Consider the following 16,249-nt stretch of genomic DNA (forward strand, 5'->3'; position numbering starts at 1 on the left):
TTGTTATTTAGTTTCAACGTGTCCGCCAAAACCAAAGCGCATTGCAGAAAGAACTTTTTCTGCAAAGGTGTTATCTGTACGTGAACGGAAACGTGTGAAAAGTGCTGCCGTCATGACAGGTACAGGCACACCTTCTTCAATAGCAGCTTCGATGGTCCACCGGCCTTCACCGGAATCGCTGACTTCGCCGGAGAACTCAGACAATTCGCCATTTTTTGCCAGGGCCTGGGCTGTCAGGTCAAGAAGCCAGGAGGAGACAACGCTGCCACGACGCCAGACTTCAGCAATGTCGGCCATGTTGAGTGAGAAGCGCTCATCTTCAGCCAGCAGAGGGGAGTCTTTGCGGTACATGACGTCAAAGCCTTCAGCGAAAGCCTGCATCATGCCGTATTCAATGCCGTTATGTACCATTTTGACAAAGTGGCCTGAACCAGCCGGACCACAGTACAGATAACCCTGCTCAGCACGCGGGTCGAGGTCCTTACCTGTGTCACGGCCGGGTGTGCGGGGTACATCGCCCTGACCAGGTGCAAGAGCAGCCAGAATAGGGTCAATATGTTCAGCAGCTTCAGGTGTGCCGCCATACATCATACAATAGCCACGCTCCAGCCCCCAGACACCGCCTGACGTGCCGACATCAACATAGTCGATGCCTTTTTCAGCCAGCGTTTTTGCCCGGCGAATATCATCTTTATAGTAAGCGTTACCGCCATCAATAATGATATCACCTTTTGTCAGAAGGCCGCTCAGAGTGCTGACGGTTTCTTCTGTAATCTGGCCTGCTGGCAGCATTGACCAGACAATTTTTTTCGGACCGTTCAGTCTGGATACGAGGTCTTCAAGGCTGGTTGCTGCAACAGCTTTACCAGCTTCGGCACGCTGTACGGTTTTTTCAACAACACTGCTGTCGCGGTCATAAACGATAACATCATGACCGTGGCGTGTCAGGCGGACGGCAATATTGCCGCCCATTCTGCCCAGTCCGGTAATACCTATCTGCATTCTGTATTCCTTTTTTAGTCTTGTATTTTACACAGCTGCATGGAGTTCCTGAGCCAGTAAGGCCAGGCCGTCTTTCAGTGATCCACGAATATGGACGCGCAGAGCCCGGCGGCCACGTTCGGCCAGGACATCAAAATCACCTCGTGCCTGAGCAGCTTTTACAACCCCGAATGTATAATTTTCGCCCGGGACAGGCAGATCGTGACTGTCATCTGCTGTGATCTGCAGAAAAACGCCGCTGTCTGGTCCACCTTTATAGGCCTGGCCGGTAGAGTGCAGGAAGCGTGGGCCAAACTCGGCTGCCGTAGCAACAGTTTTCGCATCTCTGATTTTCAGACGGTTGTGCTGAATCCACTCAAGTGTGGCGGCATCGCGCTCAATATAAGCGAGAAGCCCAACGTAATCGCCTGCTTTAACCCGGTCGAAATGCGCTTTCAGGATGGATCTGGCATCAGAGCCTTTCAAAGCGCCGGCATTTGCCGCATCAGCAAAAAAAGCAAACGGACCATGCTCAGCAAAAGGCTTTTCGGCCGGCAGGCTGCCTGTTTTATTATAGGCATCAGTCAGCTTGCGGGTTTCAATTTTGCTGGCTTCAACATCAGGCTGATCGAACGGGTCAATGCCAAGGAAAGCACCTGCAACAGCTGTTGCCAGCTCCCAGCGGAAGAACTCCTGTGCGATCTGGCGTTTGTTGTGCAGGGTGATTGTCAGCACGGGCTGACCGGCATCAATCAGCGTTTTGATAGCTTCATCCTGCTCATGGCTATGCGCTGATGCCAGACGCAGATAGACAAAGAGACGGTCTTTGCCATAGCGGGCCGGACCGGCAAGGGTTTCACCATCAACAGGGATAATACCTTTGCCATGTTTGCCGGTTGATTCAGCAACCAGCTGCTCCATCCACGCTCCAAAGCTGGCAATCGCAGGTGAGGCAATGATGGTCAGCTTGTCACGTCCATACTGCGTTGCAGCGACACCCAGAATAGTCCCGAGGGTTACACCGGGGTTTTCAGCTGGTGGCGCACTGGCATCACTTGCGCGTACGCCATGCAGGGCATCATTAAGGAACGCTTTGAGCGGAATGCCAGATGCTGCAGCCGGTACAAGACCAAAGTTAGAAAGGATGGAATAACGGCCGCCAATTTCAGGCTCACCTGCAAAAATTTTCCAGAACCCGGCTTTTTTCGCATGTGCTTCAAGTTTTGAGCCTGGATCAGTGATTGCTACGAAATGTGCACTGGTTTTATCGCCCAGTGATTTTCTGGCCAGGTCATAAAAATAAGCCAGCATGATATTTGGCTCAAGCGTGCTGCCCGATTTGGAAGCAACGATGAACAGCGTTTCAGCCGGATCAATTTTGCCAGCATAGGTAGCAACCTGCTGTGGGTCTGTGCTGTCGAGCACATACAGGTGGCCATAGCCTTCATGTTTGCCAAAAGTTTCTGCCAGCACTTCCGGCCCAAGGCTTGAGCCGCCCATACCAAGCAGGAGAACCTGCTTAAATCCGCGGGCTTTGACTTCAGCCTGGAAACTTTCAAGTTCGCTCAGATGCGACAGGCGATTATCAACAATATCAAGCCATTTCAGCCATTTGCTTTCTGGCCCGCTGGTCCAGACAGAGGCGTCTTTTGCCCATAGCTTGCGAATGGTGCCTTTTGCCTGCCAGTCAGCCAGGCCTTTTTTAATGCTTTCGCCCAGCTCTGCCGGAAGAGAGGTTTTCAGGTCTGTCAGTTTGTCAGCCAGCAGGGTTTTCTGTTTGGCTGCAACAGAGCCGAGCAGCAGGTCAAATGCCTGCTCGAACGATGTTACACCTTCATCAACCAGGGTGGCTGTAACCCCGTCAAGATTGAGGCCAAGGCGTTCTGCTTCAGCCAGAATATGGCGTGAGCCTTCAATATCCTGCGTCAGTGTTTCGCTTACCGTGCCGTGGTCACGGAAGGCATCCATTGTTGCAGGCGGAATGGTGTTGACTGTGTCAGGACCGATCAGGCTGTCGACATAAAGCACATCGCTGTATGCTTTGTCTTTTGTGCCTGTTGAGGCCCATAGCAGGCGCTGCGGCTGTGCACCGGCAGCCTCGAGTTTTTTCCAGCGATCAGTTTTTACAAAATCCTGCCAGTAAACATAAGCAATACGGGCATTTGCTATGGCTACTTTGCCGCGCAGTGCTTTCAGGGCTTCTGCTTCTTTGTCACCAGCTTTAACGCGACGGTCAATTTCAGCATCAATTTTGCCATCAATACGGCTGACGAAGAAAGACGCTACAGAGGCAACGCGTGAGAGGTCTCCGCCTTTTTTGTGGAGTTCTTCAAGGCCTGAAACCCATGCTTCAACAACGGCTTTATAGGCAGAGAGTGCAAAAATCAGTGTGACGTTGACGTTGATGCCTGCAGCAATTGTCTGACGAATAGCAGGAATACTCTCCGGTGTAGCCGGAATTTTAATCATCAGGTTTGGCTCTGAAACGTCGTTCCAGAGACGCACTGCCTCGTGTGCCGTACCTTTTTCGTCGCGTGCGAGGTAAGGAGAAACCTCAAGACTTACAAAGCCATCACGTGCTTTGGTGCTTTTATAAAGAGGGGCAAGAATATGTGCTGCTGTCTGAATGTCTTTAACAGCCAGCTTTTCATAAAGTGCACCGGGAGAGATGATGTCATGCGCCAGAACAGATTTGATCTGTGTATCGTATTCTGTGCCTTCGCCCATAGCTTTCTGAAAAATGGCGGGGTTTGAGGTCACACCACGCACGTCACCGTCTTCAACAAGGCGGGTGAGTGAGCCATCTTCCACAAAAGAGCGGCGGATAAAGTCAAGCCACGGAGACTGCCGGACGGTTGCCAGCGCCTGAAGAGGGTTAACACCTTTTTTATGAGACGTGGTCATTGGACATCCTTCATTCTGTCCCTGTTCTGTCAGCTTACTCTGGCAGAACAGGGTTAAGTGTATCAGGTCAGGCGATGTCGTGCAGCGCCCTGTCAGTTTTAGCCAGCCTGGCGGCGGGCTGCTTCAAGAACAGACTCTGGGGTAAAGCCAAATTTTTTCATCAGCTGTCCTGCCGGGGCAGACGCACCAAAGCTGCGCATTGCAATAATTTCGCCTGTCGGGCCAGCATAACGGTCCCAGCCAATGGCAGAGGCCGCTTCGATGGCAACGCGGCCTGTGACAGATGACGGCAGAACCTGCTCGCGGTAAGAGGCAGGCTGTGCCTCAAATAGTTCCCAGCTTGGCATAGAGACAACGCGGGCAGCCACACCTTCTGCACTCAGTGTTTCATAGGCTGACATGGCCAGAGACAACTCACTGCCAGAGGCAATAAGAATGACTTTCGGTGTTGCTTTGCTGTCAGCTACAATATAGGCCCCTTTTGCCAGGCCAGAAGCCGCTGCATAGCGCGAGCGGTCGATAGTGGGCAGGTTCTGCCGGCTCAGTGCCAGTGCAACCGGGCCATTCTGCTTGGCAATGAGGAAGCGCCATGCTTCAGCTACTTCGCTGGCATCACCGGGGCGGATGACGGTCATGCCAGGTGTTGCGCGCATCTGCAGCAGCTGCTCGATGGGCTGATGGGTGGGGCCATCTTCACCGACACCGATGGAATCATGCGTGAAAACATAGGTTACAGGCAGGTTCATCAGTGCAGAAAGACGGATCGGGGCTTTCATATAATCTGAGAAGATCAGGAAGCCTGCACAGAAAGGGCGCAGGCCATAAAGGGCCATACCATTCACTACAGCGCCCATAGCATGCTCACGCACACCAAAATGGAAGTTGCGCCCGCTGTAGCTGCCGCCCCATTTTGCAGGCTGGAAGCTTTCTTCACCTTTAAGAAGGGTTTTTGTTGAGGGTGCAAGGTCGGCCGAGCCACCCAGCAGCCATGGCAGTTTGCTCGCAACAGCATTAAGCACTTCGCCTGAGCTTGCGCGTGAGGCAATGCCTTTTGCATCGGTTTTGTATGAAGGGATGTCAGAATCCCAGCCTTCAGGCAGTTCACCACTAAAGATGTTTTTCAGCTCGGCGGCCAGTTCGGGGTATTTGCTGGTGTAGGCGTCAAACAGTTTGTTCCATTCTGCATGTGCCTGTGCGCCACGTGCTCCCAGACCCTTCCGGAAGTGATCCTGAACGCCGTCAGGCACATAGAATGTTTTATCTTCAGGCCAGCCATATGCTTTTTTGGTGGCGCGAATTTCTTCGTCTCCCAGCGGCTCACCATGGGCTGATGCCGTGCCGGCTTTTTTGGGGGAGCCCCAGGCAATGACTGAATGTACAATGATAAGGCTTGGGCGGGTGGTTTCTGCTTTAGCCTGAGCCAGCAGCTCTTTGAGCTTTTTCGTATCATTTGCATCGTGCAGCTCAAGCACCTGCCAGCCATAGGCTGCAAAGCGTTCACCAACATTCTCAGTCAGAGCGATATCGGTTGAGCCTTCGATGGAGATTTTGTTGGCGTCATACATCCATACCAGGTTGCCCAGCTGAAGGTGCCCGGCCATGGAGGCGGCTTCGCTGGAGACACCTTCCATCATGTCACCGTCGCCACACAGGGCGTAAACATGGTGAGAGAACAGGTCAAAGCCAGGTTTGTTATAGCGTGCGGCAAGCCATTTTTCTGCCATGGCCATACCGACTGAGTTGCCGCAGCCTGCGCCCAGTGGGCCTGTGGTGGTTTCAACACCTGAGGTGTGGCCAAATTCAGGGTGGCCTGGTGTTTTTGAGTCGAACTGACGGAATTGTTTAAGGTCTTCGAGGGTCAGAGCCGGTTTGTCTGTAACTTTTCCGCCTTTTACATCTTTAATCCCGGCGAGAAAAATCAGGGAGTAAATGAGCATAGAGGCATGACCGATGGAGAGAACAAAGCGGTCACGGTTTGGCCAGAGCGGCGCTGCCGGGTCATAGCTCAGCACATCCTGCCACAGGGTATAGGCAACCGGCGCCAGTGCCATAGCTGTGCCAGGGTGGCCTGAATTAGCTTTTTGTACTCCGTCCATGGAGAGCGTACGTATGGTGTCGATACTCAGTGTATCGAGATGTCCTGCCCCGCTGGCCTGAGCACTATCCGGAGCATAGAGGGGGGTAGGAGATAAAGTACGCATTCTGACCTGGATCCTCTGTAAAAAAGGGCGAACCTGCCCGTAAAAAACCTGTATGAGGGCGCAGCTGTAATTCCTGAAGTCTGATATGGCAGACATAACCCGTCAAGCGTGGCGCATTACACATACTTGGGATGAATAGTGCAAGCTCGGCCTGTAGTGGACAGGCACGCACAGGGGCTCAGCGCAGCAGAAGAGGGGGGATAAATCACAATCTGCGATGTGTGAGAACTTATAATCTGATATTAACCTGGCCTCTGCCGTGATATAAAGCAGCGGTTTATGCCGGGGCGAGATTATTACAATATCGATATTATAATTGTCACATCATAATTTTGTGATGGGATAAAATTTTCTTTTTTGTGCCAGGGCGCCTGTTGCAAAAAGTGCCGGATTGTCTGCGTTGTTCAATCTGACAGGGGGAAAGTGCAGAGCAGATGACGTAAGCCATGATGTTATGCTATTCTGGTGTTCTTGAAATTGTCGGAGACAGGCCATGACACAGTTATCCTCTGAGAATGTCCCGCCGGCAGCAGCAGGCGAGTTTACTCAGGAGCAGATAGAAACTTTGTTTGCTGATGCCGTTCGGGATGGTGAGACGGACCTGGTTATCAGCTTCCTTGATGCAGGTATGTCACCCGATCTTCGCCTTGAAAAAGGGTATACCCCGCTTATCCTGGCGTCATATAATAATCACGCTGGTGTGGTTGAGCAGCTTCTGGCGCATAAGGCACAGCCTGACCTGCAGGATGAAAAGGGAGCCACAGCACTTGCCGGGGTTGCGTTTAAGGGCTTTTTGCCTGTGGCGCGGCTTTTGCTTGATGCCGGGGCATCCGTTGATCTCGCAAATCATGTCGGTCGTACACCTCTGATGTTTGCTGTGATGTTTGGTCGTGTTGAAATGGCGCGGCTTTTGCTTGAAGCCGGCGCCAGTCCGTTTTTGCGGGACGGAGAAGGTCTGGATAGTTTTGAGCTGGCTCGCCGTCAGGGTAATGCTGATCTGCTTGCCTGTATTCAGGCTTTTCAAAAACAGTAAAGAACCTGGTATCTGCTCTCTGGCTCTGTGAGGTGTTCTGGTTTATGTCTCAGAGTGAGTGACAGCGCAGTGCTGTCGCCGTGAGATTTTTATCGGCGGATACCAGCTATGAGTCGTTTCTGGAGCCCTCTTGTTCATCAGCTTACCCCTTATGTGCCAGGTGAGCAGCCCAGAACGCCGGGGCTGATTAAACTTAATACGAACGAGCTGCCTTACGGCCCGTCTCCCCGTGCTTTGAAGGCTATGCGCGATGCAGCTGATGATACGCTGCGTTTGTATCCTGATCCGGTCTCTTTATCGCTGCGTACAGCATTGGGTAAGCGTGTTGGCTTGCCGGCAGATCATGTGTTTGTTGGTAACGGGTCTGACGAAGTGCTGGCTCATGCATTTCAGGCTTTTTTTGCGCATAAGGCTCCGTTACTTTTTGCCGATGTGACCTACAGCTTTTATAAAGTGTACTGTGAGTTATACCGCCTGCCTTATCAGACCGTTGCACTTGATGAGACTATGCAGGTGCAGATTGAGGATTATAATCAGCCCTGTAGTGGTGTGGTGCTGGCAAACCCTAATGCGCCAACAGGCATTGCTCTTGGGCTGGATAAAATTCGTCAGTTGCTTGAAATGCATCAGGACCGGGTTGTGCTGGTTGATGAGGCCTATGTTGATTTTGGCGCTGAAAGCGCAGCCAGCCTGGTAAAAGAATATGCCAACCTGCTTGTCGTGCAGACTTTTTCTAAGTCGCGGGCACTGGCCGGTATCCGTGTGGGCTTTGCTTTTGCCAGCCCGGAGCTGATTGAAGGGCTGACACGGGTAAAAGACAGTTTTAATTCCTATCCGCTTGATCGTATTGCCCAGGCCGGAGCACAGGCTGCTGCTGAAGATGAGGCCTGGTTTTGTGAGCATGTTGAAAAAGTTAAGGCCTCGCGGGAGCGGCTTAGTGCTGGCCTGGCCGCCCTGGGCTTTAGTATCTTGCCATCACAGGCTAACTTTGTTTATATTCACCATGTTGATCGTAGTGCTGCGCGTATAGCTTCTGACTTGCGTGAGCACGCCGTGATTGTCCGTCATCTTAAGGGTGAGCGCACAGCTGACTGGCTGCGCGTGACAATAGGTACTGATCAGCAATGTGACGTGCTGCTTTCAGTCTTGCGGGATATTCTTCTTCGCAACGACTAAGGGTGTGCTTAAAGTCTCTTTCCCATAGTCTGTTTTATAGCAGATACCATGGGAATATCGTGTTTTGGTTGAAATTTACAGGCAGTTTCACCCTTCATCGGCAAAGGGCTGGTGAGGGTTTGAAACATGTTATTCCTGATGTGTGGGCTGTGCTCTGTGTCAGGCTTTTTAAGCAATGGAGTTTTATCTATGCGTGCATTTCATGGACAGTTTTCTGATAATCAGCCTATCAGGCGCAACCTTGATCAGAAACAAAAACAGCTGCGTGACCTGAAAGAAACACTGGCTGCAATGAAGTCTCATACGGCTCCGGCTCTCAGAGAGAGTGTGCGTAAACGCATTAGCCAGCTTGAGGCTGAAGTTGCCGCAGCTCCGGCCTTAAAAGCTGCGCAGAGGAAACCTGCCGCAGCTAAAACAGAGCGTCGCAGGGTTACGTCTCGTACGGAACGTGTTGTTCATTTTCGTTAATGAAGCACGATAAGCGCACAGAGAGGGGTTGTTCTGTGCGCTGCTCGTGATATGTAGCGCGCAGAATATCAGGCATTTTTTGCGTGCGTTCAGGTTTTTTATTGTAATGTGTTGCTGGTTCAGTATGGGCTGAGCATTATTTTGGAGAGCAGGGAGTTGAGTGATGACCGAAACCCCGTCATCTGCCATACCTGATCCTGTTTCAGAAGGTGGCACCCTGCTGCGCAATGGCCTGATCTGGGCCATTTTCTGTCGTCCCGGCCATGACCCGATAGAACTTGAGCCCGATGTTGTCACGTATCGTCTGGCAACAGGTACATTTCCTTCTCCTTATGCTGAGATGGAAGGGTGGGGCTGGTTTCATTTTGATATCGTCCATACCCTTTCACGGGCACAGATTGAAAATATTCCTTCTTTGCATGAGGAGGTCAGGCAGGTTCTGACCAACCTCGAACGAAGTATACGCCTCGATAATGAGGGAGATACGGTTTTTGGTGCTCTGCCTGCTTTTGATGATACGACGACTGATGATGATCGTAATGTCAGTACGTGGCGTTTTGCCCTTCAGCCTGATTTGCTGACAACAACGCGCCGCCATCCTATTCCGGCGCTTGGCGTGGTATATCATGAGCTCAGGCGTGGTATAATCCCGCGTTCTCCGGCGCAGGTTGTTGACCGTGCTTTGCTTGAGTTTGCCGATACGTTGCGGCGTGATTTTGCGCGTCTTGATGATCAGCTTGACCGGGCAGAAGATGTTTTGCTTATGCTTGATCGTGATACTGATCTCAGGCGTGTGAATGGTCTGCTTGGTCTGGTGCGGCGCCGGGCAACAGAGCTGCGTCGTGTGCTTGCGCCTGTAGACCGTATTTTTCGTGATGAAGAGCTTGAACTGCCTGAATGGGCTGAGGATGATCTGCGCGATCGCTCGCAGCGTCAGGTTCATGCTGCTCTTGATGACCTTCTGGCATTGCAGGACCGTGCGCGGTCACTGCAGGACGAGCTTATGGCGAACCAGGCTGAAGATACTAACCGTCAGCTTTACCTTGTTTCTGTTGGTACAACGCTGATGCTGCCAGCAACATTTGTAACTGGCTTCTTCGGTATGAATACGGGTGGTATGTTTCTGACCAATGGTTCGTGGGGAACTGTTGAAGCCGGTGGTATCTGTTTTGTTATCATGCTGGGAACATGGATGCTGCTTAAAATTACCCGCCTTCTTTAACCCCCTCTGGGGGCAAGGAGGATAAGACCTGCACCAAAGAGGCAAACAGCGGCGCCGGCTATTTCCCACTTATCTGGCATGCGGCCTTCAACGCATCGCATCCATAAAAGTGAAGTCATAATATAAATACCGCCATAGGCAGCGTAAGCCCGGCCCGCACTATCCGTTTCAATTCTGGTCAGTAGCAGAGCAAAAACAGCCAGACTGAACGCCCCGGGGAGAAGCAGCCAGGCTGAACGCCCTTCTCTGAGCCAGAGCCAGGCCATGTAACATCCCGCAATTTCAGCAAAACCGGCCAGAATATAAATCAGAACAGGTTTGATAAAAAAAAGCATATTTTCAGCCTTGCCGGGGGATACAGGTACCTGAGGGCTGCTCGGGCAGGAAGGGGGACTTTATCCTGAATTATGATTTTCGGGGAGGCTGATTTTTGATGTGCCGGGTATTCTTATATAATTTAGAAGATGGTTGGTGGTTTGGTTATTATTTTATTGAAAAATTATTTTAGTTTTTATTCCATAAATATAAATAAATTTTTTATATAGTGTGAATTTGATAAATATATAATTTTATAATTACATTTTTTACAGGTTTTTTTGATATTTTTCTGTATTCTGGTGGCTATAGTATGTTGCCATAAAATCTTCGAAAAGAAGGGCTAGGCAGACAACTCGTTATACTCATATGGAAAAAACGAAAATACAGACCGTCTGTAACATGAGGTGAAAACAAGATTGCCGGTATAAGCGCTTCTTTGAAGTTTCAGGTGGTGCATGGCGTGGTGCCGCTCTTTACAGTGCAGTCAGCGTTGTATGGTGCGGGTATGAGCCGACTTGATATCGTAAGTAATATAACAAAAGTCACGCTAAACGGTGGTGTAAGTTTTTTTTACGTATTATGGACAGGTTTTAAGATATGGCACGGCGTATTTTCTTTTTAGGGCAGCGCGATTTATGAGCTCCGGATCAGTTTTATCATTTGGTTATTTTCGTGGGCGCCTGTCCCGGCCGTTATTGCGTTATGTACCTGTTTGTGGGGCGTTATTTTTGCTTGCAGCCTGTGCCGGGCAGCAGGCTTCCCAGACAACACCTTCTTCAGAATCAGTTGAGGAGGCTGCAGCCAAGTATCGTGCGCATGCACGCTCGTCTTATACGATTCCCGGTCCACCCGAAGACCCGTGGGGACCTTATATTCGTGAAGCTGCCGGGCGTTTTGACGTGCCTGAAATATGGATCAGGGCAGTCATGCATCAGGAATCGGGAGGCCGGCTTTTTCAGAATGGCCAGCTGATCACGTCAGCTCCCGGAGCCATGGGGCTGATGCAGCTGATGTCTCCGACTTATGATGAAATGCGTTATGCTCATAACCTGCAGGATGATCCTTACGAGCCCCATGATAATATCATGGCGGGAACAGCCTATATCAGACAGATGTATGATACCTATGGCACGCCGGGGTTTCTCGCGGCTTACAATGCGGGGCCGGGCCGGCTTGAGGATTTTCTGAGCCATAACCGTACACTCCCGCGTGAGACACGTAACTATGTTGCCTCTATCGGACGGCGCATCGTGGGGGTGTTCCCTTCCAGCCGCTCTCAGGCGGATTTGCTGGTTAGCAGTCATGACACAATGGCGCAAAACTATCAGCCGGTGCAGAGCAATGCGCAGACACAGTCAGTCAGTGCAGCATGGAATAGCCGTTTAAATAATCAGCAGACATATCAGCCTGTTTATGTAGCCCGCTCTTCTGAGAAGGCTGCGGTCAGTGCCGCATGGGCAAAGCGTATGGCTGATGAGAGTGCCCAGACAACGCAGCCTTCAGATGGAAGTGAGAATAGCTCTTCTTCGTCTGAAGCTGAACCGGTTACGACGGCAGTCCCGGTTCAGGAGCAAAATAGTTATGAAACAAGCGCGGACGTCAGTTCAGTGTGGCAGAAACGTTTGTCAGCTTCAGCCAGCAGTGACGGAGCAGAAGAGAGCGGCAGAGAGATAACCGAGAATACCCCCCAGGTCGCTGATGTTCCCGCGCCGGCAGTTTCTGCACGTAACAGAAGCAACAGCCCGCCGCCTGCTGTGGTGAAGCCTTCTCCTGTGCGTGTTGCGGCAGTTACAGTTGCCCGTAACTGGGGAATTCAGGTTGGTGCATTTGCGTCCGTAGCGCAGGCGCGTCAGGCAATAGGTAAGGCGCAGCTCAGAGCGCATCGGGTGCTGAGTGCTGCATCTGCGCAGATTAGTAAGGTCTCGGGAAAAAATAACTCTTTCTACCGTGCCCGCATGGCTAATTTGTCTCATGAGCAGGCTGTTACAGCCTGTGGCATGCTGGCGGGTACCGGTCAGTGCATTGTCGTTGCTCCGGCATCCTGAAGACTATGCGTTTCACCAGAGTGTGGGGTGAGTGAGTGGATGAGGCTCGTAACCCCTCCTGACCTTTTACCCGGCAGAGAGTTTTTTAACCAGAAGACGAATACGCTCCTCGACATCCTCCGGGCTGCCACCAAGCCGCTGGTCAAGCCCGAGTATAACGACACCGTGTACGGCTTCGTACATCGTTCGTGCCAGAATCTGTGGTGAGTGACCACGTGTCTCAACGTCATGAGCAAAGAATGTCGTGATGCGTTCAATCAGCCCGTTTCTCAGTGTCAGATATTCTTCAGGCAATTCTTCGTGTGAAGAGAGGCGGAGTGCGAAAAGTGCATGCCAGCGATTCAGGTTATTACGGGCATAGTGAAAATAGGCCAGAGCCAGAGCTTCCAGACGGTCTGCGCTTCGTTCAGTTGTTACCTTTAGTGCCTGCTCAAACATCAGGTTACCCATAACGGCCAGGGTACGTGTATTCACGGCCAGTATAACGTGTTCTATCCCGCCAAAGAGGTAGCTGAGTGAGCCAAGGGCACATCCTGCCTTAGTTGTGATCGCACGAGCCGTGCAGCCACTCAGTCCTTGTTCAACGATAATTGTTTCCGCCGAATCGGTAATTAAGGCTCTGAGTGTCTCAGGGTTTCTTCCTTTGCGGCCCATAAAATCTCCTGCTGAGGCATGACATCTGTCTCTGTAGTGTCAGAGAATTCAAGGTGATGCAATTTATTTGTGAACAATGTTCATTTTATGCTTGCCGGACTGTTTTATTTGTAGTTAATGAACGTTGTTCACAAATGAAAAGGATGAAAACAATGACAACACGTAAAGCAACCAACTCATCAAGCTGGATCATGTTCACATGGATCTGTTTTGCAATTTCGATTGTCTCTATGGCGGCCGCTGTTATTTACATGCCGATGGAAAGCTGGCTGCGCGCTTATCTGGGTTTATCGGCGTTGTTTATTGTCCAGTCTTCTATCTCTTTGTCTAAAACATTACGTGATCAGGCTGAGGATCAGGTCGATATCAGCCGCCCTGAATGATCAGGTAAAACCCTCAGTCCAGGTGCTGTGAGACGTGCAGTTTTCCTGGCAGGGAAGGGAGGTTTCTCTTCTTTTTTTGATTTGTTAGGGCAGGAAGAGAAAGAATAAGCAGGACAGGAGGTTATTCATAGATAAGGTTCAGCGGCATGCAGATTAAGTATCTTACTTCGATCTTAATGCTGTGCTGTCTTTTTTTAAGCCAGTGCACGGCAACGACCGAAAAACAAAAACAACAAAACGCGTCAGCAGCCGTGGCTGACAGTCATATTCTTCTGATCAACAGTTTCGATAAAACGTTTGAAACCGAGGCTCACCCTATTTTTGTAGCGCGTCTTAAAAGCGACCTTAAGGCCTGTCATATCACGCTTGAGACTCCTGATATGGATGGGCCTCGTTTCCCGAGCGGAGAGGCGGTGACAGAATATATTACGCAGCATCATACTGAGCGGGTTTTGTTTTTAGCATTTTCATTTTTACAGCCAGGTAACACGCTGAATATGCTGCCTGATGCGCTGATGTTAAAGCTTGTTGATGCTGTTAACCAAAAGCGATTATGGACCAAAAATTTTAACCTGGCAGAGGTTAATAGCCAGTCAGATGACCGCAAAATTGTTGCCGTGAAGGCAGCTGATGCTGTGATGAAGGTTATGGTTGAAGAAAAAGCAATCGGCCCCTGCTGATCTGCGCTGATATTATAAAAAAACCCTGCTGCCAGCGTAATGTGGCAGCAGGGTTTTTCATTTTACTCTTTATCCCTGTATCAGGGCGTCACTCTTAGCCAACCTGTGGTTTGCGAGAGTTGGCACCGGCAACAGCTTTGCCCCACTGGATCAGTGTATCGGTGCAGTCATCACGCTCAATGCTGCATTCGATAATGGTTGGGCCACGGCGGTTAGCCTGTGCTTTTTTGATGGCTTCAGCCAGCTCGGCACCTGTGTTTGCGCGCAGACCCAGGCCATGGCCTTCACCTGCGTTGAACACATCCATCAGACCAGCATAATCCCAGTTCTTGATGTAGTTGTATGGACCGTCGTGAATAGCGATTTCGATCACATAACCACGGTTGTTTACAACAAAGATGATAACCGGCAGCTCATAACGCACCATTTGTGCGATTTCCTGAGCGGTCAGCTGGATAGAGCCGTCACCAACCATAACGATGTGCTGGCGGTCCTGAGAGCCCATGGCGTTACCGAAAGAAGAAGGAACAGACCAGCCAATATGGCCCCACTGCATTTCGGTCTCGAGACGTGCACCACGTGGCAGATGCATACGCATCGCGTTAAACCATGAGTCACCGGTTTCGGCACTCAGGGTGGTTTTTGAGGTCAGCATTTCTGTGATCTGACGAGTCATTTCGTCATTTGTCAGGCGTGCATCACCCGGTGCGGCTGCGATTTCAGGTTTAACGTATGTCGATTCCTGAGCAGACAGCGGACGTGAAGGAGCAACTTTAGCCAGTTCGCTAAGGAACTCTTTTAGCGTAAAGCCTTCATAGCTGTGGCCTTTAACGGTAACGCGGTTTGGTTCTGCCAGCAGAACTTTGTCGCCTTTAGGCCATGATTTCCAGCCAACGGTTGAGTAGTCGTTGAATACCGGAGCAACACAAACGAGCGCATCAGCACCTTCTACCAGCTCCTGAGTGCCGGGAGAGGAGACTTCACCCCAGTACAAACCGCGGAAACCAGCATGATCTTCAGCAAAGTAGCCTTTCGCAGCTGCCATAGTAGCAACGCCACAGCCCAGACGGTCAGCAAGAGCTTCAGCTTCTTCTGTCGCATGAGAAGAGCGCAGCTTGGTACCAATGAGCATAACAGCGCGTTCTGAAGCTTCAAGAAACTCTTTAGATGCAGCAACGGCAGCTTTCAGGCTTTCTTTATCTGCGCTCAGTTCAGCCAGCAGGCTTGAAACAGGGCCAGGGCGAGGGCATTCAGCACTTGCTACGTTACAGGCGATTTCGAGGTAAGCTGGCTTACGTTCACGCAGGGCGGTACGAATCACGTGGTCAATTTTAGCCGGTGCTGAGCCTGCATCTGTAATGCTTTCAGCTGCACAGGTAACGTGACGCACCATTTCAATCTGGTAGTTATAGTCGGTGCCGCCGATTGTGTGGTGCAGCACATGGCCTGTACCGTAATCGTTGCTGTTTGGTGAGCCGGAAATCAGAATAACCGGTAGGTTTTCAGCATAGGCACCGCCAATAGCGTTCATGGCAGAGATAGCGCCAACGCTGAAGGTTACGATCGCAGCGCCTGCTCCGTGTGCACGGGCATAGCCTTCAGCACTGAAACCGCAATTGAGCTCATTACAGCAATAGATCTGCTCCATGTCTTTATTGAGCAGCAGCTGGTCGAGCAGAACCAGGTTATAGTCACCAGCAACAGCAAAATGTTGTTTCAGGCCAATCTGAGCCAGACGCTCAGCCAGATACATACCAACTGTATAAGTCATTTGAATTCTCTCCTGTGGTGATCAGAGGACGATCATGAGATCAGATGTCTGCTTAATCAAAACGTATATCACATCCAAATGTCAAATATATGAAATATTCGTTTGTCATATTTTAATCATATATCACACGAAAAAACGATTTTTTTTTGAGGATTTTTGCTTTTTTTTGAGTGGAGTTGAGTGGAATTGAGGTGTGTTTGAGTTGTTTTCACCAGGTTTTGCCTGGGTTTTTGGGTTAATTTTGGGGTGTGTTGACAGGGTTAGTATGAGGCTGTAGAAGCTGGCTCATCGAGAGCGGATGAGGCTCTGGAGGCTGAGGCTTCCGGGGTTTTTTCTGACTTTAGCGGTCTTTGACAAGAGAATATGAGAGAGGGATATGCTGACGGCGTATTTTCTCTGAGGGTGAGGTTTCG

Annotated in this window: 13 protein-coding genes; 7 read left to right on the plus strand and 6 right to left on the minus strand. The window is 50.7% G+C overall.

Going from position 1 to position 16,249, the window contains the following annotated elements:
- Positions 1-3: 3 nt before the first annotated feature.
- The 3 genes from gnd to tkt all read right to left on the minus strand — a co-directional run bounded on the left by gnd (position 4) and on the right by tkt (position 6,086).
- The gene (gnd, locus tag GOB58_RS07760; protein WP_173559824.1) at positions 4-1,002 is read right to left on the minus strand and encodes a phosphogluconate dehydrogenase (NAD(+)-dependent, decarboxylating); all 999 of its coding nucleotides are present in this window, start codon (positions 1,000-1,002) and stop codon (positions 4-6) included.
- Between the two features lie 27 nt (positions 1,003-1,029).
- On the minus strand, positions 1,030-3,885 hold the full coding sequence (locus GOB58_RS07765; protein WP_173559825.1) for a bifunctional transaldolase/phosoglucose isomerase: 2,856 nt from the start codon (positions 3,883-3,885) through the stop codon (positions 1,030-1,032).
- Positions 3,886-3,983: 98 nt separating this feature from the next.
- A complete protein-coding gene (tkt, locus tag GOB58_RS07770) occupies positions 3,984-6,086 on the minus strand; it encodes a transketolase (protein WP_173559826.1) in 2,103 nt (700 codons plus the stop codon).
- Between the two features lie 493 nt (positions 6,087-6,579).
- Here tkt and GOB58_RS07775 point away from each other — a divergent pair, with 493 nt between their 5' ends.
- The 4 genes from GOB58_RS07775 (at position 6,580) to GOB58_RS07790 (ending at position 9,985) form a co-directional block, all read left to right on the plus strand.
- On the plus strand, positions 6,580-7,119 hold the full coding sequence (locus GOB58_RS07775) for an ankyrin repeat domain-containing protein (protein WP_173559827.1): 540 nt from the start codon (positions 6,580-6,582) through the stop codon (positions 7,117-7,119).
- A gap of 108 nt (positions 7,120-7,227) precedes the next feature.
- Positions 7,228-8,295 (plus strand): histidinol-phosphate transaminase, encoded by a 1,068-nt coding sequence (hisC, locus tag GOB58_RS07780; RefSeq protein WP_173559828.1) that lies wholly within the window; start codon positions 7,228-7,230, stop codon positions 8,293-8,295.
- A 189-nt stretch (positions 8,296-8,484) separates the two neighbouring features.
- Positions 8,485-8,763, plus strand: a complete 279-nt coding sequence (locus tag GOB58_RS07785) for a hypothetical protein (RefSeq protein ID WP_233127813.1) — start codon at positions 8,485-8,487, stop codon at positions 8,761-8,763.
- Between the two features lie 163 nt (positions 8,764-8,926).
- On the plus strand, positions 8,927-9,985 hold the full coding sequence (locus tag GOB58_RS07790; RefSeq protein ID WP_086555307.1) for a CorA family divalent cation transporter: 1,059 nt from the start codon (positions 8,927-8,929) through the stop codon (positions 9,983-9,985).
- Here GOB58_RS07790 and GOB58_RS07795 read toward each other — a convergent pair.
- Complete coding sequence (locus GOB58_RS07795; protein WP_086636263.1) at positions 9,982-10,320, minus strand: YnfA family protein; 339 nt, start codon at positions 10,318-10,320, stop codon at positions 9,982-9,984. The genes GOB58_RS07790 and GOB58_RS07795 overlap by 4 nt on opposite strands.
- A 618-nt stretch (positions 10,321-10,938) precedes the next feature.
- Here GOB58_RS07795 and GOB58_RS07800 point away from each other — a divergent pair.
- Positions 10,939-12,348, plus strand: a complete 1,410-nt coding sequence (locus GOB58_RS07800; RefSeq protein WP_086555305.1) for a lytic transglycosylase domain-containing protein — start codon at positions 10,939-10,941, stop codon at positions 12,346-12,348.
- 66 nt (positions 12,349-12,414) lie between these two features.
- Here the strand turns inward: GOB58_RS07800 and GOB58_RS07805 are convergent, their stop codons facing one another.
- Positions 12,415-13,002, minus strand: a complete 588-nt coding sequence (locus GOB58_RS07805; protein ID WP_173559829.1) for a TetR/AcrR family transcriptional regulator — start codon at positions 13,000-13,002, stop codon at positions 12,415-12,417.
- Between the two features lie 152 nt (positions 13,003-13,154).
- Here GOB58_RS07805 and GOB58_RS07810 point away from each other — a divergent pair, with 152 nt between their 5' ends.
- Both GOB58_RS07810 and GOB58_RS07815 read left to right on the plus strand, forming a co-directional pair.
- Positions 13,155-13,385 carry a YiaA/YiaB family inner membrane protein gene (locus GOB58_RS07810; protein WP_086555303.1) on the plus strand — a complete coding sequence of 77 codons (231 nt, stop codon included), beginning with the start codon at positions 13,155-13,157 and terminating at the stop codon, positions 13,383-13,385.
- 251 nt (positions 13,386-13,636) lie between these two features.
- Positions 13,637-14,065 (plus strand): hypothetical protein, encoded by a 429-nt coding sequence (locus GOB58_RS07815; protein ID WP_143295994.1) that lies wholly within the window; start codon positions 13,637-13,639, stop codon positions 14,063-14,065.
- 94 nt (positions 14,066-14,159) lie between these two features.
- Here the strand turns inward: GOB58_RS07815 and GOB58_RS07820 are convergent, their stop codons facing one another.
- Positions 14,160-15,836, minus strand: coding sequence for an alpha-keto acid decarboxylase family protein (locus tag GOB58_RS07820; protein ID WP_086555301.1), 1,677 nt, complete (start codon positions 15,834-15,836; stop codon positions 14,160-14,162).
- Between the last annotated feature and the right edge of the window lie 413 nt (positions 15,837-16,249).

It is taken from the genome of Acetobacter thailandicus (genome assembly GCF_011516655.1).
Taxonomy (GTDB): Bacteria; Pseudomonadota; Alphaproteobacteria; order Acetobacterales; family Acetobacteraceae; genus Acetobacter; species Acetobacter thailandicus.